This is a genomic window from Rhizobium sp. Root483D2 (assembly GCF_001426685.1).
Taxonomy (GTDB): Bacteria; Pseudomonadota; Alphaproteobacteria; order Rhizobiales; family Rhizobiaceae; genus Pararhizobium; species Pararhizobium qamdonense.
On record NZ_LMFB01000012.1, the window covers coordinates 54,270 to 71,607 of the forward strand.

The following is a 17,338-nucleotide window of genomic DNA, read 5'->3' on the forward strand; positions in this document are numbered from 1 at the left end:
ACCTCCTATTCGATAAAAGTCCGCCTTGCGATTGACTGAAGGTACAACGTGAATGTCCAGAAAGCTGAATCTCGCTGTCCCTAACCCCAAGCGATAACAACATTTTCCGGCTCTATCGGGCGATCGATCCAGACGCGAATCCGCGTTTTCGTGGATGGTACTTTTGCACTGGCGAATTCAGGCTCGATAGCATCAAACAAAATAAGTTCGTTATTGGGGGTGTTCAAAATCCCGTCGAAATCAGGCTCTCTCGTTTCTGTAATTTCTAAAATTGGCCCGAATGTCACTGAGGTGTCTCCGTCATTCCAATAGAGCGCAGGAACTTTGATGCAGTCAGGCGAGGAAAATATTCCCGGCCTGTCCATATGAAGAGGAATCGTAACGNATGATTGTAATTTTCGTGACTGACATCAGGTAATCCCTTCCTGAAGACGTCAGATCGCTTCGGGGTTTACCGCACTCAACTTCGACTATTCACCCCAAGCGATAGTCACCTGATCGGGACTCGTGGGATGGTTAATCCAAATCCGGATGCGTGTTTTAACGAAAGGCACCTGTGCAATCGCAAATTGAGGATAAAGTGCGTCAAAGAGGATAATCTCTTTGTTGACGGTATTCAAAATACCATCGAAATCGGGCTGACCTGCCTCAATTATCTCGGAGGCTGGTCCAAATGTAACGTGCGTATCTCCATCGTTCCAATATAGCGCTGGAATGTTGATACAGTCGGGAGAAGAAAATATTCCTTGTCTGTCCATATGCAGAGGAATGACAACCTTTCTATGGCCTGCAACGTATATACTTAGATATTCAGGTGTGATTGTGAGTTTTTCAACAGGCACAGATTTAATACCTTCCGTTAGAGATTAATCCACCTTGAGATTTACTGCACCACAAACAATGCGGATAAATTCTGCTTGGTCTGCCAAGCGACTTTGGCACTTGATGGTCCCCGACAAAATGTCCCGTTGGCGTTCCCGGTGTCTTTATACCACACCAATGGCAACCATAGGTACGTCCGATGCGATCAATTTCCGCCTGTTCCCTCCGGTTCAGCCGCCTGTTGGTTGCTGGCGCCGCAATCCACTCCTGTGCATAGGGTCCAATGCCGGTCCGCAGCAGCGTTAACTGCAGTGCGCGGAGTGTCGCCTCACGTGTGACAAATTCATTGGCGCGGATCATCCCCTCGACCGTCTCGTAGGCTTGCGGGGTCGGCCGCCAGTTCGGGTCACGTCTTTGAACTGCGCGCAGCGCCTCCCGCATCCGGCCGATACTGATCGCCAGCTGCACTTCCTGCATGGGCGTCACCGGCTGCCGTCGTCCAAGGATAAGGACCTGTCCCCCGTCGCGCGGCGGGCGGCGGTTGACGAGGATCGGCTGGTTTTCTGAGCCGTCTCCAACCCACTGCCCGCCGTCGGGATTGCCCGCCGGGACACGTGGCTGCTCGGGGCGAAAACCGGCCTTCCATTCCAACCATAAGGTCAGCGTCCGAATTTCGACGGCCATCGCCGCCTGCCGGTAGTTTAGTTGTGGCAGGCTCAGGGCTGCCGGGTCTGTCGAAATCATTGGCCACGTCATCCGCTTTCAATTCAGTCGGACAATTGTGCGTGGTGCTGAGGCGGCGGGGATAAATTCAGGCTGGAAAAAAACCGGCGAAACACCTATCTTCCGGTCAACCCAATGAACATGCGGTGCTTTTTCTGCGGCAGACGATCACGCCGGCAACGCCCTGTCTACTGGACGTCCCCGCTGTTCCGGAGCGAGGACCTTAAGCGCCTGGATAAGTAGGGTTGCTGATTTCGGTAACGACGCGTGATGCTCGTCATAATAGTCGTTGATTTCCTCGGCTTCGTGGCGTTCAGATGCCTTGCAGTCCGAAACACTGCTCCTTATATACGCCCCATCACCGTGGCTATTCGCCGCGAATATTCCACAGACCATCCCGTTAGGGGCTGTCGCATGAATGCCTGACCGGGTTCTGACAGTCCGCTGCAAGGAGAGAACGACATGGCTAAAGTAATCGGTATCGACTTGGGAACGACCAACTCCTGCGTCTCCGTCATGGACGGCAAGGACGCGAAGGTCATTGAGAATGCGGAAGGTGCACGCACCACGCCGTCGATCATTGCATTCAACGATGATGGCGAGCGTCTGGCGGGCCAGCCGGCCAAGCGCCAGGCCGTCACCAATCCGGAAAACACGCTGTTTGCCGTCAAGCGCCTGATCGGCCGCCGGTACGACGACAAGCTCGTCGAAAAGGACAAGGCCCTCGTCCCTTACAAGATCGTCAAGGGCGACAATGGCGATGCATGGGTCGAAGCGCAGGGCAAGGGTTATTCCCCCTCGCAGATCTCCGCCATGATCCTTCAGAAGATGAAGGAAACCGCAGAATCCTATCTCGGTGAAAAGGTCACGCAGGCCGTCATCACCGTTCCCGCTTACTTCAATGACGCGCAGCGCCAGGCAACCAAGGATGCCGGCCGCATTGCCGGTCTCGAAGTTCTGCGCATCATCAACGAGCCGACCGCAGCAGCCCTCGCCTACGGCCTCGACAAGAAGGACGGCAAGACCATCGCCGTTTACGACTTGGGTGGTGGTACGTTCGATATTTCCGTTCTGGAGATCGGCGACGGCGTCTTCGAAGTGAAGTCGACCAACGGCGACACCTTCCTCGGCGGTGAAGACTTCGACATGCGTCTCGTCGAATATCTCGCAGCCGAGTTCAAGAAGGACCAGGGCATCGACCTGAAGAACGACAAGCTCGCTCTGCAGCGCCTCAAGGAAGCTGCCGAAAAGGCGAAGATCGAACTGTCGTCCTCGCAGCAGACCGAAATCAACCTGCCGTTCATCACGGCGGATGCGACCGGTCCGAAGCACCTGACCATGAAACTGTCGCGCGCCAAGTTCGAAAGCCTGGTGGACGAGCTGGTTCAGCGCACCGTTGCTCCGTGCAAGGCAGCCTTGAAGGATGCCGGCGTTACCGCAGCCGAGATCGACGAAGTCGTTCTGGTCGGCGGCATGAGCCGCATGCCGAAGGTCCAGGAAGTCGTCAAGCAGCTGTTCGGCAAGGAGCCGCACAAGGGCGTCAACCCGGATGAAGTGGTTGCCATGGGCGCTGCCATTCAGGCCGGCGTGCTGCAGGGCGACGTCAAGGACGTTCTGCTCCTCGACGTGACGCCGCTGTCGCTGGGCATCGAAACTCTGGGTGGCGTGTTCACCCGCCTGATCGAGCGTAACACGACGATCCCGACAAAGAAGTCGCAGACCTTCTCGACGGCCGAAGACAGCCAGAATGCCGTGACCATCCGCGTTTCGCAGGGCGAGCGCGAAATGGCCCAGGACAACAAGCTGCTGGGCCAGTTCGACCTGGTCGGCATTCCGCCGGCCCCGCGTGGCGTTCCGCAGATCGAAGTCACCTTCGATATCGACGCGAACGGCATCGTTCAGGTTTCGGCCAAGGACAAGGGCACTGGCAAGGAACATCAGATCCGGATCCAGGCATCGGGCGGTCTGTCTGACGCGGATATCGAGAAGATGGTCAAGGATGCCGAGGCCAATGCCGAAAACGACAAGAAGCGCCGTGAAGGTGTCGAAGCGAAGAACCAGGCCGAAAGCCTGATCCATTCGTCGGAAAAGTCGCTGAAGGAATTCGGTGACAAGGTCACGGAAGCCGAGCGCACCGCGATCTCCGACGCAATCGCTTCGCTGAAGACCGCTGTCGAAGCGTCCGAACCGGATGCTGAAGACATCAAGACCAAGACCCAGACGCTTCTCGAAGCCTCGATGAAGCTTGGCCAGGCGATGTATGAATCGCAGCAGACCGAAGCGGCCAATGCCGACGCGCAGGCCGATGCCGCCCGCGACAGCGATAGCGACATCGTCGATGCCGACTATGAAGAAGTCAAAGACGAGGACGACCGCAAGAAGTCCGCATAAGTCTTCTTCCGTAAGCCCATCATCAACCCGGAGCCGCAAGGTTCCGGGTTTTTTGTTGCCAGCGTCTATCAGCCGCAACAGTGACGGCGGACCATGCGAGCGGAAGCTTCATGCCGTGATCGGCCTTAGGCGGTGTTGCTGTGCGGCAAAAGCCCAAGGTAAAGCACCTTGATTCTGTGCTTTTCCGACAAAAAACGGCCGGGATGGTGTATTGCCTATGGTATCGCGCTTGAAGGTTTACTAAATCCTGTTGCAAGGAAATTTGGCGACCGCCGGGCAGCCGGTTTTGACGCGCCTATTCAACAGGACAATCTGCAAGTATGAAACGTGATCTCTACGAAACGCTCGGCGTTGCGAAAACAGCAGACGAGAAAGAGCTCAAGAGCGCTTTCCGCAAACTCGCAATGAAGTATCACCCGGACAAAAACCCTGGTGATGCGGAAGCTGAAAAGACGTTCAAGGAGATCAGCCTCGCCTATGAAGTGCTGAAAGACCCACAGAAGCGTGCGGCCTATGACCGGTATGGCCATGCGGCATTCGAGCAGGGCGGCATGGGCGGCGGCGGCGGTATGGGCGGTGGCGCCGGAGGCTTCTCCGATATTTTCGAAGACATCTTTGGCGAGATGATGGGCGGCGGCCGCCAGCGGCGTTCGTCCGGTGGCCGTGAGCGCGGCGCCGATCTGCGCTACAATATGGAAATCTCGCTGGAAGAGGCCTATGCCGGCAAGACGGCACAGATCCGCGTACCGACCTCCATCACCTGCGATGTCTGCACCGGCTCCGGCGCCAAGCCCGGCACCAAGCCGACCACCTGCGCCACCTGCCAGGGCTCCGGCCGCGTCCGCGCCGCCCAAGGGTTTTTCTCGATCGAGCGCACCTGCCCCACCTGTCAGGGCCGGGGCCAGACCATCGCCGATCCCTGCGGCAAGTGCCACGGCCAGGGCCGCATCACCGAAGAGCGTTCGCTCTCGGTCAATATCCCGGCCGGCATTGAAGACGGCACGCGCATCCGCCTGTCCGGCGAGGGCGAAGCCGGTCTGCGCGGCGGGCCAGCGGGCGATCTCTATATCTTCCTGTCGGTCAAGCCGCATGAGTTTTACCAGCGCGATGGCGCCGATCTCTATTGCAGCGTGCCGATCTCGATGACGACGGCAGCACTCGGCGGCAAGTTCGATGTGGCGACGCTCGACAGCACCAAGTCGCGGGTCTCGGTGCCGGAAGGTACGCAAGCCGGCAAACAGTTTCGCTTGAAGGGCAAGGGCATGCCGGTGCTGCGCTCCAGCCAGATCGGCGATCTCTACATCCAGATCCAGATCGAAACACCGCAGAACCTGACCAAGCGCCAGCGCGAGCTGCTGCGCGAGTTTGATGAGCTGTCCTCGAAGGAAAACAATCCGGAATCGGCGGGCTTCTTCTCCCGCATGAAGGATTTCTTCGATATCGAGTAATCGTCGAACCGGCAGCTGGCCGAACGGACGATCTGCAATATATCCAGGCCGGAGGCAGCGATGCGTCCGGCCTTTTTCGTTGGCCTGAAGCATCAAATAGCAATTCGCTTTCAGGAGGAATGCCAATGACCTACGAGCTCTATTATTGGGACGGCATCCCCGGCCGGGGTGAATTCGCGCGTCTGGCGCTGGAACAGGCCGGTGCCGATTATGTCGATGTCGCCCGCACCGATGGCGGCATGGCGCGCATGATGGCGATGATGAAGACCAAGACGTCGGGCTTCACGCCGTTTGCCCCGCCCTTCCTGAAGGATGGCGACCTCGTCATCTCGCACGCCGCCAATATCCTGCTGTATCTGGGAAACCGGCTCGGCCTTGCGCCGGACGATGAAGCGGGGCGGATAACCGCCAACGGGCTACAGCTTGGCATCACCGATTTTGTCGCCGAAGTCCACGACGTCCATCATCCGATCGGCGTGTCGCTCTACTTTGAGGACCAGAAGGACGAAGCACTGCGGCGCGCGGAGGATTTTCGCGGCGAACGGCTGCCGAAATTTCTAAGCTATTTCGAAAAACAGCTGGCGAAGAACGGCCAGGGACAGGTCCACGCTCTGTGTCATGCGCTCAGCTATGTTGATCTGTCGCTGTTTCATCTTGTCGAGGGGCTGCGTTACGCCTTCCCAAACACGATGGCTGCGGCAGAGCCGGAATATCCGCTTCTCGTTGCGCTTAATGCTCAGGTTCGGGACCTGCCACGGATCAAGGCCTATCTCGCCTCGGAACGCCGCCTTGCGTTCAACGAGCAGGGGATTTTCCGCTACTATCCTGAACTCGACGCATCGTAAGCCCGGACTATTCCATGACGGCGCTGTGGTCTATTGCCGGCGGAGCCTTTGGCTTGCGCAGCAAGAGGACCAGCGGCATCACCGCCAGCGACATGATCATCAGCAGCTTGAAGTCATCCATATAGGCGATGATCGTCGCCTGCAGCGTGATGATGCTGTCGAGCGAGGCACGCCCCACCGCCGTCATCGGATCGAGCCCTGCGGCAGCCGGTGCCTGGAAGGCATGGTTGAATGGTGTCACATAGGCTGCGATCGAGGCATGGTTGATCTGGGTGTTTTCAATCAGCAAGGCCGAGACGACGGCGATGCCGACGCTGGAGCCGATATTGCGCGAGAGATTGTAGAGCCCTGTCCCGTCGCCGCGCATTTCGGCCGGCAGCGTCGCAAAGGCGATCGTCGTCAGCGGCACGAACAGGAAGCCGAGACCGGCGCCCTGGATGAAGCCGACGGAGATGATCGTCCATTGCGACACATCCGGCGTCCAGCCGATCATGTCATACATCGCCCAGGCGGTGATCGCGAGCCCGATGAACAAGAGGATGCGGGTATCGACCTTGCCGATCAGGCGGCCAACCACGAACATGCAGACCATCGTGCCCAGACCGCGTGGCCCCATGACGATTCCGGCGGTCACCACGGGATAGCCCATCAACGACTGCAGATAAGGCGTCATCAGCGCCAGCGAGGCCAGATAGGTGACGCCGACGACGAAGATGAACAGCATGCTGACGGCAAAATTCTGATCGAGGAACAGGCGCGGATTGATGAAGGATTTTTTCGTCGTCAGCGTGTGGATGACCAGAAGATAGAAGGCGCTGGCGCAGACGATAGCCTCGATCAGGATTTCGCCGGAGGAAAACCAGTCGAGCTGGCCGCCACGGTCGAGAAACAGCTGCAGCGAGGCAATACCAAGGCTGAGCATGCCGAAGCCGAACCAGTCGAGCTTTGCCTGCGTGTCCAGCTTCGTTTCCTTGACGAAGACGCTGATGCCGGCAAAAGCGAGCGCGCCGATCGGTACGTTGATGTAGAACACCCAGCGCCAGCTGATATTTTCCGTCAGCCAGCCGCCGATGACGGGGCCGAGTACCGGGCCGACCATGACCGAAACTCCGAACAGGGCCATGGCCGATCCGCGCTCCTCGGTCGAATAGATGTCGAGCAGGATGCCCTGTGACAGGGGAACGAGCGCTGCGCCAAACAGGCCCTGCAGCAGCCGGAAGCCGACGATCTGCGGCAGCGATTGCGCAAGACCGCATAAAACCGAGGCCGCTACGAAGCCGACGATCGCCACCAAAAGAACCCGCTTGCGGCCGAACTTCGCCGCCAGAAACCCTGATGGCGGCGTCATGATCGCGGCGGCGACGATATAGGAGGTCAACACCCAGTTGATCTGGTCGGCGCTTGCCGCAACGCTCCCTTGAATATAGGGCAGCGCCACATTGGCGATTGTCGTGTCGAGCGCCTGCATGATCACCGCAAGGATGATGCAGGCAGTAATGGCGCCGCGATTGGCAACGGGCGTCGTGGCGGCAGAGGCGATGCTGCTCATGACCTTTACTCTTGGGCGTGCGCGGTCGAATGGCCGAGAAGTTTCTGGATCATGTCCGGCAGGCCGCGCGCGTGGCCGGTATCGACGGCAACCAGCGTGCTCATGCCGACGCGCAACGGCGGCTTGCCTGCGGTCTCGTCGATCGTGACGCGCATTGGGATGCGCTGCACCACCTTCACCCAGTTGCCCGACGTGTTCTGTGCTGGAAGCAGCGCGAAGCTGGCACCGGAGGCGGGGCTGACGCTTGCCACCTTGCCCTTCCATTCGACACCCGGATAGGTATCGACGGTAATGGTCACCGACTGCCCCGGCTTTACATAGGTAAGCTCGGTTTCCTTCGGATTGGCCGCGATCCACATGTTCTGGGTGGAGACCAGCGAGAAGGCCTGCTGCGCCGCCTCCAGATAGCTGCCGGGCTGCAAGGCGTTGACATTGGTGACGACGCCATCGAAAGGCGCGCGCACCGTCGTATCGTCCAACTGGCGCTGCGCGTCATCGACGGCGGATTTGGCCTCCAGATAAAGCGGGTTCTGCTCGATCGGCTGGCTGGTGTCGCCACCCAGCTGCGCCAGCGTCGTTTCGGCCTGGGCCTTGGCAACCGCCACCTTCTGCTTGGCGGCGTCCAGATCGTGCTTGGCCTGGTCATAAGTCGCATGCGAGGCCGCGGCATTGGTAATCAGGGTCTGCTGCCGGTCAAACGCGGTCTGGTAATAGGGAATATCGGCTTCGACCTGGGCAATCTGCGCCAATGTCTGGGCATAGCTCGCCTTGAGGTTCAACAGTTCGTTGCGGGAAGCGGCAAGCTTCGCCTGCGCCCCTTCGAGGGCGATGCGGAACGAATCCGGCTTCAGCTGGAACAGCACCTGTCCGGCCTTGACCTCCTCATTCTCGTGCACATTGACGCTGGCAACCGTGCCTGCGACGTCGGTCGAAACACCGGCCATATCCGCCTGCAGATAGGCATTGTCGGTTTCCATGATCTGGCCGCCGGTCACGTAGAAATAACCGCCGGCAACAAGGGCGACCGGCAGCAGCGCAAACAGGATCGGCCGCTTCAGGCTGCGGCGGCGGCGAGCGGTGCCTTCAGCGGGCAGGGGCTCGGCCAGCGCCGGAGGAGCGGTGTCGATCTTTGCCTCGGCCGTCGCGGGGCCGGAGGGTTCGAGGGCGGTGACATTGGCATTGGCGGGTATGCGAAGGGAGTCAGCCATGGTGCGTTTCTTTGTCGGCCGGCGCGCGGCAGGCCTGCAGGAGGTTGGATTTCATCAGGTCGAGAATGGCGACGAGTTTTTCACGATCCTCGTCGGGAATGCCTTCAAGCGCTTCAAAGCGCGTCGCGTCGCCGATAGCGCGCATGTCGGACAACAGCCCGCGCGCCCGTTCGGTCGTGTAGAGAAGCTGGATGCGCCGGTCCGTCTCGTGGCGCCGGCGCTCGATAAAGCCGCGCTCGGCAAGCTTGTCGAGCACGCGCATCAGGGTGATCGGCTCGATTTCCAACAGTTCGGCAAGGCCGCTTTGATGGATGCCTTCGTTGCGCGCCAGGTAGGCGATCGTCTGCCATTGCGAGCGCGTCAGGCCCATATGTTTCGCACGCTGCTCGAAGCGCTTGCGCAGCAGCCGGGCAACATCGTGAAGCAGAAAGCCCAAAGTCGGGGTGAGGTTCATTTCGTGAATGCCATATCATTAGCATGCATAAGATAAGCTATCTTATGTGAGGTTTCGCATCTGCGCAATAAGACATATGTGCGCCGCGGCATTTCTCCTGTCACATCTCGGTGATCTGCTGGCGCGCGGCCGCGTGCGTGACGTTTACCGATGTTCCACCTTGCCATCGGCGCCTTCCCGGCTTAGCTCTCACCCCAAAGCAACCGGATTCTCCATGCCGCACAAGGTTTCACTGTCCCGCCTGAAGCTCAGCGATTTCCGCAACTATGCGGGACTGTCGCTCGATCTCGACACACGCCATGTGGTGCTGACCGGCGAGAATGGTGCGGGCAAGACCAATCTGATGGAGGCCGTTTCCTTCCTCTCGCCGGGGCGTGGCCTGCGCCGTGCTGCCTATGCCGATGTAGCGCGGGTTGGTGCTGAAACCGGCTTTTCGGTCTTTGCCGAACTGGAGGGCATGGATGGCGACGTCGAGATCGGCACGGGCACGGCCGGCACCGACGAAGGCCAGACGCGCCGCCTGCGGCTGAACGGTACACCGGCAAAGACGGTGGATGAATTGCTCGATCATCTGCGCGTACTCTGGCTGACGCCGGCCATGGACGGACTGTTTACCGGCGGTTCAGGCGATCGCCGCCGCTTTCTCGACCGGCTCGTCCTGTCGCTTGACCCCGAACACGGCCGCCGCGCCAGCGATTATGAGCGCGCCATGCGCAGCCGCAACAAGCTCTTGTCGGAGGGGCGGCCCGATCCGGTCTGGCTGACCGGGCTGGAACGGCAAATGGCCGAGCTGGGCATTGCGATGGCGCTCGCCCGGCAGGAAATGCTTGGGCTTTTGGCCGGGCTGGTGGACCGCAACCACGAAGGTGGCGTCTTTCCTGCGGCTGATCTGGCACTCTCAGGCTTCCTCGACGGCGAATGGCATCGCCCGGCTTTCGATCTGGAAGAGCAATATCTGGAGATGATGAAGGCAGGCCGCTACCGCGATGCCGCCGCCGGCCGCACGCTGGATGGCCCGCATCGCAGCGATCTTTTGATCCGCCACCGCGCCAAGAACATGGAGGCCGCGCGCTGCTCGACCGGCGAGCAGAAGGCGCTTCTCGTCGGCCTGATCCTTGCCCATGCCCGCCTGGTCGGCAATATGACCGGTCATGCGCCGGTGCTGCTGCTGGATGAGATCGCCGCGCATCTTGATGAGGGCAGGCGCGCGGCGCTGTTCGATCTGGTCGATGATCTCGGCGGCCAGGCTTTCATGACCGGCACGGACCAGTCGATGTTTTCAGCCCTTGGCGACCGGGCGCGTTATCTCACGGTTGCCAATGGCACCGTTTCCGGGTGAGAATTCGACATCATGAGCAAACAGCCTTTGAATTCCGAAGAAATCCAGCGCTATGCCCGCCATATCATCCTGCCGGAAATCGGTGGAGCCGGGCAGCAGGCGCTAAAGGCCGCGCGCGTGCTGGTCATCGGCGCCGGCGGTCTTGGCGCGCCGGTGCTGCACTATCTCGCTGCCGCCGGCGTCGGCACGCTGGGGATCGTCGATGACGATACGGTGTCGCTGTCGAACCTGCAGCGCCAGGTCATCCACGGCACGCCGGATATCGGCCGGGCCAAGGCCGATAGCGCCCTGGATGCGCTGCGGCGGATCAATCCCCATGTGGACGTGGTCCGGCATGTGGAGCGCCTTGAGGTGGCCAATGCGGAGGCGCTGTTGTCCGGCTATGACATCGCCGTCGATGGCTCCGACAATTTTACCACCCGCTATCTCGCCGCCGATACGGCGGAGCGCCTGCAGATCACCCTGGTGACAGCAGCCGTCGGCCGCTTCGATGGGTCGCTGACGGTCTTGCAGCCTTGGAAGACAGCGGCCGATGGCCGGCCAAATCCCGGCTATCGCGATCTCTTTCCAGAACCGCCGCCGCCGGGCGTCGTGCCCTCCTGCGCAGAGGCCGGCATCGTCGGCGCGCTGACCGGCGTTCTCGGTACATTGCAGGCTATGGAAGTCATCAAGATCATCACCGGAGCCGGAGAGCCGCTGGTCGGCCGCCTCCTGATGTATGACGGCTTGACCGCCCGGTTCGAGACGATCAAATACAGCCGGAAAGCGCGGTGAATATCGCGCCGATCGATGACGCATTCGGTGACTGGGACGCTCTTCTGGCGCTCATCCTTACCTCCTTTGCCTATATGCAACCCCGCATCGATCCGCCGTCTTCCGCCTTGCTTCTGACGCTTGCAGGGCTGAAGCAGAAGGCAAGGGTGGAAAAGGCCTATGGTGCCGTCGAGAACGGCATAGTGCTGGGCTGTATCTTCTGCAAGCCGGAACCGCCCGATTGCCTTTACATTGGCAAGCTGGCTGTCGCCCCGAATGCGCAAGGCCGGGGTGCCGGGCGGATGTTGTTGCAGGCGGCCGAGATCTATGCCGCTCAATGCAAGCTAACTTGCCTGCGGCTGGAAACGCGGATCGAACTTGTCGAAAACCACCGGATTTTTGCCAAATGGGGCTTTATCCGCACGGCGGAAGGTCGTCATCCCGGGTTCCCCCATCCGACCTTCATCGAGATGCGCAAAACCCTCTGAGGCCTAACCCCGGCCGGGCAGGACGCGATCCGGCGGGCGGTGTCCGTCGAAGAAGGTGCGGATGTTGATCACCACCTTGTCGCCCATGTCGATACGGCCTTCGAGTGTCGCCGAGCTCATATGCGGTAAAAGCACCACCTTGCCTTCGCTGGCAAGCTTGATCAGCTTGGGATTGATCGCCGGTTCGTTTTCGAACACGTCAAGCCCGGCGCCGGCGATCTTGCATTCCCGCAGGCATTTGATCAGCGCAACCTCATCGACGATGCCGCCGCGCGCCGTGTTGACGATGTAGCTCGTTGGCTGCATCAGCGCCAGGCGCCGCGCGGAGAGCAGGTGATAGGTCGCAGGGGTCGATGGACAATTGACCGAGACGATATCGACGCGGGCAAGCATCTGGTCGAGGCTGTCCCAATAGGTCGCCTCCAGCTTTTCCTCAGTCTCGGTGCTGACGCGGTGGCGGTTGTGATAGTGGATCGACAGACCAAAGGCTTTCGCGCGGCGGGCAACGGCGGTGCCGATCCGGCCCATGCCGACAATGCCGATGCGCTTGCCGGAAATCCGGCGTCCAAGCATCCAGGTCGGCGACCATCCCGCCCATTCCTCTTTCCGGTCGGTGAGAATCCGCGAGCCTTCGGTGAGGCGGCGCGGCACGGCGAGAATGAGCGCCAGCGTCATATCGGCCGTATCTTCGGTCAAGACGTTCGGCGTGTTGGTCACGGTAATGCCCTGGCGGGCGGCGGCATCGACATCGATATGATCGACGCCATTGGAAAAGCTGGCGATCAGCTTCAGCTGTGGTCCCGCCTGCTCGATCAGTGCCGCATCGATCCGGTCGGTCAGCGTCGGAACCAGCACGTCCGCCCGCTTCACCGCCGCCACGAGTTCGGGCTGCGTGCGCGGCGTGTCGTCGATGTTGAGTTCGGCGTCAAACAGTTCGCGCATGCGTGTCTCGACGACATCGGGCAGTTTGCGGGTGATGTAGACCTTGGGTTTTTTCTTCGCGGTCATTGCTGCCTGCTTCGCCTTGTTGACGGATTTTTAACCAAGATGAGTGATCGTTCTCCCTGCAGTTCCATTTTCTACCAGACCCGGTGGGGAAGACAAACAAAACTCGAGATGTTCCCAGACGATTTGCGTGTCTTCGGCGGGGTTGGTCAGAGATTTAACTGCAAGTTTCTGAATCTTTTTGGAAAATGGATTTTGTCATGCGTCAGTTCCTTTCCAGGCTCGCTTTCGCCACCGCAGTCACACTGTCCCTCGTTGCCCTCGAGGCAACACCGGCCCTTGCCCAGGCGGCCAAGGGTGCGAGCGGCCTGCCGCTGCCGCGCTTCGTCAGCCTGAAATCCAAGAGCGTCAATCTGCGTGTCGGCCCCAGCGTCGATTATGCCGTCGCCTGGCGCTACTTGAGATCAGGCGTGCCGGTCGAAGTGACCCAGGAATACGACAATTGGCGCAAGATCCGCGATGCCGATGGCACCGAAGGCTGGGTCAACCAGGCGCTACTCTCGGGCGACCGGACGGCCGTTGCTGCCCCGTGGATGCGCGGCAAGGGCGAGGGTGTCTTCGTCAACATGCGGCGTGACCCGCAGTCGGGCGGCGCCATCGTCGCGCGGATCGAACCGGGCGTCGTCGTGCATGTCGGCGAATGCAACGGCGAATGGTGCCGCGCCGAAGCGCAGGGCGCGGAAGGCTGGATTTCACAGGGTGAAATCTGGGGCGCCTATCCGGGCGAAGCGTTCAAATAAAGTTTCGCGAGAGAGCCGGTCAGAGCAGACCGGCATCCTTCGCCGCTGCAGACAGCGAGATCATCGGCCGAGGGCCAATCTGCTCGATGACGATTCCAGCCGCAAGGCTGCCGAGCTTGCCGCAATCGGCCAATGTCCGTCCCGTCGTGTAGCCATGCAGGAAGCCGGCGGCATAAAGGTCGCCGGCACCTGTCGTGTCAACAACGCTTTGAACCGTCGTTGCCTCGACCTTCACCCGCTCGCCGCCCCTGACGACGATTGAACCTTCCTCGCTCAGCGTCACCGCAGCCAGCTTGCAATCTTGCGAAATCATCGACAGCGCCTGCTCGAAATCCTCTGTTTCATAGAGGGCCAGCGCCTCGGCGCGGTTGGCAAAGACGATATCGACGGTGCCCGATCGCATCAGGTCGAGGAATTCCGCGCGGTAGCGATGGACGCAGAAGCTGTCGGACAGGGTCATGGCCACTTCGCGGCCGTTCGCATGGGCAATGCGGGCGCATTCGCGAATGGCATCCTTGGCCAGTGGCGGATCCCACAGATAGCCCTCGAAATAGGTCACGGCGGCTTCGGCAACGACGGATGGCTCGACGTCTTCGGGGCCAAGCTCGACGCAGGCACCCAGATAGGTGTTCATCGAGCGCTCGCCATCCTCGGTGACGAAGATCATCGAGCGCGCGGTCGGCGGAAGATCTTCCAGCGGCTTCGTCTCGAAATGCACGCCCTGGGCGCGGATGTCATGGGTAAAGATTTCGCCCAGCTGGTCATTGGCAACCTTGCCGAAATAGGCCGCCCGGCCGCCCAGGCTGGCAATGCCGGCCGCCGTATTGCCGGCACTGCCGCCGGAAGCCTCGAGCGCCGGTCCCATGCGCGAATAGAGCAGTTCAGCCCGATCCGCATCAATCAGGTTCATCGCGCTCTTGATGATGCCGTTATGGACAAGGAATGCGTCGTCGCAGCGCGCAATGATATCCACAATCGCATTGCCGATCGTGAGCACGTCGAATTTTGTCATCCGGAAACCGCCTGGAATGTGTGTCAGTCGGTGTCCGGTAATAGCGGATTTGTGGAAGTTTGGAAGCGGAAAGCGAAAAAGAGCCGTCAAAGGTAGATTTTACTTGATATAGGAAATAATCATTTCCTATATAGCGCTCATGGAAACCGCAGCCGAAACACCTGAAGTCCAGCGCCCGCGCGGCCGCCCGAGGGCATTTGATACCGATGCAGCGCTGGAGCGCGCCATCGATATCTTCTCGACGCGCGGCTATCACGGCACCTCGATCAGCGATCTCACCGATGCCATGCAATTGACGCCGGGCAGCATCTACAAGGCGTTCAAGGACAAGCGCGGCATTCTGCTGGCGGCTTTCGACCGCTATCGTGTTTTGCGCAGCACGAAACTTGCGGCGGCGATTGCGCCCTTTCCGCTTGGGCGCGACAAGATCAGGGCGGCCCTGCAATTCTACGCCGATGCCGCCCATGGCGAACTTGGCCAGCGCGGCTGCCTCGTCATTGCGACCGCTGCGGAACTGGCCGCCTCCGATCCGGTTGCCGCAGAGCGCGTCGATGTCGCGCACGCAACCAATGAAGCCGTCATGAAAGATTGCATTCTGCTCGGCCAGTCGGATGGATCGGTGGCTTCGAGCATCGATGCGGCCGATACCGCCCGCGCACTGCTCTGCCTTTTGCAGGGCATGCGCATCGTCGGGAAAACCGGCCGGAGCCGCGCGGACATGATGGCGGTCACGGATGTGGCGATGAGACTGCTTGTTTGAACATTTTGATGTCTTGAGACGCCGATCTTGGGAACTGGATTTGGAGACGACCGTGACCAGCATTGCAAGCCGGCCTGATATTGCCCCGCAATCCCCTATCGAACCCAATGCCATCGCGCCCGAGGCCATTGAACCGAAAGCCATGTCATCGTCGATGATGTTCCTTCTGGCTGCGGCTTGCGGCCTGATCGCTGCCAATCTCTATTACGCACAGCCGCTGATCGGCCCGATCAGCGCGTCACTCGGCCTGTCGCCGGGCGCTGCCGGATTGATCGTGACGCTGACGCAGATCGGCTATGGCATCGGTCTTCTATTGATCGTGCCGTTGGGCGATCTCTTTGAAAATCGCAAGCTCATCCTCTCGGTGATGGCGCTGGGAACCGTGGCCGTGGTCGGAGCGGGGCTTGCCTCGACGCCACTGCCGTTTCTGGCCTCGGCATTCTTCATTGGTCTGGGCTCGGTCGCCATCCAGATCATCGTGCCCTATGCGGCGCATATGACGCCCGAGGCGCATCGCGGACAGGCCGTCGGCAATGTTATGAGCGGCCTGATGGTTGGCATCATGCTGGCGCGCCCGGCCTCCAGCTTCATCGCCGAGTTCCTGCCTTGGCATATGGTCTTCTTCATTTCGGCTGCCGTTCTGGTGGTGCTGGCTTTGGTGCTTGCCCGCGCTCTGCCGCCGCGCGTTCCGCAGACGGGATTGAGCTATGGCGCGCTCTTGGCGTCGATGGGCCAGCTGGTCGCCACAACCCCGATCCTGCGCCGCCGGTCGCTCTATCACGCTTTCATGTTCGCCGCCTTCAGCCTGTTCTGGACGACGACGCCGCTGCTTCTGTCGGGGCCGGAATTCGGCCTGTCGCAGGGGCAGATCGCCCTGTTCGCCTTGGCCGGTGCCGCCGGCGCCATCGCCGCGCCGATCAGCGGGCGGCTTGCCGACAAGGGCTGGAGCTATCTTGCCACGCGCCTGTCGATGCTGTCGGTGGCTGCGGCCTTCCTCATCACCCATATCGCGCCGTCCGGCTCGGTACTGGGGCTGGGTCTTCTCACCTTCGCCGCCATCCTGCTGGATTTTGGCGTCACCACCAATCTGGTGCTCGGCCAGCGCGCCATCTTCGTGCTCGGCTCCGAATATCGCAGCCGCCTGAACGGGCTCTATATGGCGACCTTCTTTGCCGGTGGCGCCATCGGCTCGGCGCTCGGCGGCTGGCTTTATGCGCAGGGCGGCTGGTGGGCGGCCTCGATGATGGGTCTTGCTCTGCCGGTGCTGGCGCTCCTCTATTCGCTTGGCGAACGCAAGCCCGGCTGATCAGCCGGGAAGCACTGAAGCCTCGTATTGTCCCGCAAATTCCGCCGTCGGCGGGATGGGTTTGATCACGTCGATTAAAACGCCGTTCGGATCGGCGGTGATGAAATGCCGCTGGCCGAAATCCTCGTCGCAAATCGCCTTCAGGATCGGCAGGCCGGCGGCCTGGAACTGAGCATAGAGCGCATCCGGATCCTCGACCTCGAAATTCAAAAGCAGCCCGCCAACGGTTCTGCGCCCGCTCTCAGGGATCGTCGTGTGTGTACCGTCGAGAATGGCCAGTGTCACATGCGCATTCTCTATCGATTGCAGATGCATGTACCAATCCGCAGTGAACAGTGCCTCGAAGCCGAAGTTCCGGATGTAGAAATCGGCCGTCCCCTGAACGTCACGCGTCATGATGACGGGATAATAATTGGTGATTTTCATCTCTTTTCCTCCGTGTGAAATTATCATACAGTCTGTATGTTTTTGTAATTAACATACATACAGATTGTA

The 17,338-nt window shown here is 60.3% G+C and carries 17 protein-coding genes; 9 read left to right on the top strand and 8 right to left on the bottom strand.

Translation table 11 applies throughout. The annotated features are described in order from the left end of the window. Positions 1 to 470: 470 nt before the first annotated feature. The gene (locus ASD32_RS29530; RefSeq protein WP_156383132.1) at positions 471 to 842 is read right to left on the bottom strand and encodes a hypothetical protein; all 372 of its coding nucleotides are present in this window, start codon (positions 840 to 842) and stop codon (positions 471 to 473) included. A gap of 4 nt (positions 843 to 846) precedes the next feature. Beyond that, the gene (locus ASD32_RS09720; protein WP_156383133.1) at positions 847 to 1,566 is read right to left on the bottom strand and encodes a hypothetical protein; all 720 of its coding nucleotides are present in this window, start codon (positions 1,564 to 1,566) and stop codon (positions 847 to 849) included. Between the two features lie 441 nt (positions 1,567 to 2,007). On the opposite strand from ASD32_RS09720, the gene dnaK reads away from it, so the two are divergent. The 3 genes from dnaK (at position 2,008) to ASD32_RS09735 (ending at position 6,229) form a co-directional block, all read left to right on the top strand. Further along, on the top strand, positions 2,008 to 3,936 hold the full coding sequence (dnaK, locus tag ASD32_RS09725; RefSeq protein WP_060637836.1) for a molecular chaperone DnaK: 1,929 nt from the start codon (positions 2,008 to 2,010) through the stop codon (positions 3,934 to 3,936). A gap of 320 nt (positions 3,937 to 4,256) precedes the next feature. Then, positions 4,257 to 5,384, top strand: a complete 1,128-nt coding sequence (gene dnaJ / locus ASD32_RS09730) for a molecular chaperone DnaJ (RefSeq protein WP_060637837.1) — start codon at positions 4,257 to 4,259, stop codon at positions 5,382 to 5,384. A 125-nt stretch (positions 5,385 to 5,509) separates the two neighbouring features. After that, on the top strand, positions 5,510 to 6,229 hold the full coding sequence (locus ASD32_RS09735) for a glutathione S-transferase (RefSeq protein WP_060637838.1): 720 nt from the start codon (positions 5,510 to 5,512) through the stop codon (positions 6,227 to 6,229). A 7-nt stretch (positions 6,230 to 6,236) separates the two neighbouring features. On the opposite strand, the gene ASD32_RS09740 is transcribed toward ASD32_RS09735, so the two are convergent. The 3 genes from ASD32_RS09740 to ASD32_RS09750 are packed head-to-tail and all read right to left on the bottom strand — an operon-like array spanning position 6,237 to position 9,440. After that, positions 6,237 to 7,778: a DHA2 family efflux MFS transporter permease subunit gene (locus ASD32_RS09740; protein WP_060637839.1), complete on the bottom strand. Its 1,542-nt coding sequence runs from the start codon at positions 7,776 to 7,778 to the stop codon at positions 6,237 to 6,239. A gap of 5 nt (positions 7,779 to 7,783) precedes the next feature. After that, positions 7,784 to 8,986 (bottom strand): HlyD family secretion protein, encoded by a 1,203-nt coding sequence (locus ASD32_RS09745; protein ID WP_060637840.1) that lies wholly within the window; start codon positions 8,984 to 8,986, stop codon positions 7,784 to 7,786. Further along, the gene (locus ASD32_RS09750; protein WP_060637841.1) at positions 8,979 to 9,440 is read right to left on the bottom strand and encodes a MarR family transcriptional regulator; all 462 of its coding nucleotides are present in this window, start codon (positions 9,438 to 9,440) and stop codon (positions 8,979 to 8,981) included. The genes ASD32_RS09745 and ASD32_RS09750 overlap by 8 nt, the downstream gene beginning before the upstream one ends. A gap of 214 nt (positions 9,441 to 9,654) precedes the next feature. On the opposite strand from ASD32_RS09750, the gene recF reads away from it, so the two are divergent. The 3 genes from recF to ASD32_RS09765 are packed head-to-tail and all read left to right on the top strand — an operon-like array spanning position 9,655 to position 12,020. Beyond that, entirely contained in the window at positions 9,655 to 10,779 is a 1,125-nt protein-coding gene (recF, locus tag ASD32_RS09755) for a DNA replication/repair protein RecF (RefSeq protein WP_060637842.1), read from the top strand. A gap of 12 nt (positions 10,780 to 10,791) precedes the next feature. After that, positions 10,792 to 11,553, top strand: a complete 762-nt coding sequence (gene moeB / locus ASD32_RS09760) for a molybdopterin-synthase adenylyltransferase MoeB (protein WP_060637843.1) — start codon at positions 10,792 to 10,794, stop codon at positions 11,551 to 11,553. Beyond that, a complete protein-coding gene (locus tag ASD32_RS09765; protein ID WP_060637844.1) occupies positions 11,550 to 12,020 on the top strand; it encodes a GNAT family N-acetyltransferase in 471 nt (156 codons plus the stop codon). The genes moeB and ASD32_RS09765 overlap by 4 nt, the downstream gene beginning before the upstream one ends. 3 nt (positions 12,021 to 12,023) lie before the next feature. On the opposite strand, the gene ASD32_RS09770 is transcribed toward ASD32_RS09765, so the two are convergent. Further along, positions 12,024 to 13,028 carry a D-glycerate dehydrogenase gene (locus ASD32_RS09770; protein WP_060637845.1) on the bottom strand — a complete coding sequence of 335 codons (1,005 nt, stop codon included), beginning with the start codon at positions 13,026 to 13,028 and terminating at the stop codon, positions 12,024 to 12,026. A gap of 197 nt (positions 13,029 to 13,225) precedes the next feature. Between ASD32_RS09770 and ASD32_RS09775 the strand changes: the two genes are divergently transcribed. Then, on the top strand, positions 13,226 to 13,765 hold the full coding sequence (locus ASD32_RS09775) for an SH3 domain-containing protein (RefSeq protein ID WP_060637846.1): 540 nt from the start codon (positions 13,226 to 13,228) through the stop codon (positions 13,763 to 13,765). A 19-nt stretch (positions 13,766 to 13,784) separates the two neighbouring features. On the opposite strand, the gene ASD32_RS09780 is transcribed toward ASD32_RS09775, so the two are convergent. Next, positions 13,785 to 14,777, bottom strand: coding sequence for an adenosine kinase (locus ASD32_RS09780; RefSeq protein WP_060637847.1), 993 nt, complete (start codon positions 14,775 to 14,777; stop codon positions 13,785 to 13,787). Between the two features lie 139 nt (positions 14,778 to 14,916). Here ASD32_RS09780 and ASD32_RS09785 point away from each other — a divergent pair, with 139 nt between their 5' ends. Further along, positions 14,917 to 15,537, top strand: a complete 621-nt coding sequence (locus ASD32_RS09785; RefSeq protein ID WP_060637848.1) for a TetR/AcrR family transcriptional regulator — start codon at positions 14,917 to 14,919, stop codon at positions 15,535 to 15,537. A 142-nt stretch (positions 15,538 to 15,679) separates the two neighbouring features. Continuing rightward, on the top strand, positions 15,680 to 16,843 hold the full coding sequence (locus ASD32_RS09790; protein WP_060638144.1) for an MFS transporter: 1,164 nt from the start codon (positions 15,680 to 15,682) through the stop codon (positions 16,841 to 16,843). Here ASD32_RS09790 and ASD32_RS09795 read toward each other — a convergent pair whose 3' ends face one another. Then, positions 16,844 to 17,269, bottom strand: coding sequence for a VOC family protein (locus tag ASD32_RS09795; protein ID WP_060637849.1), 426 nt, complete (start codon positions 17,267 to 17,269; stop codon positions 16,844 to 16,846). It abuts the gene before it with no gap. Positions 17,270 to 17,338 lie beyond the last annotated feature (69 nt).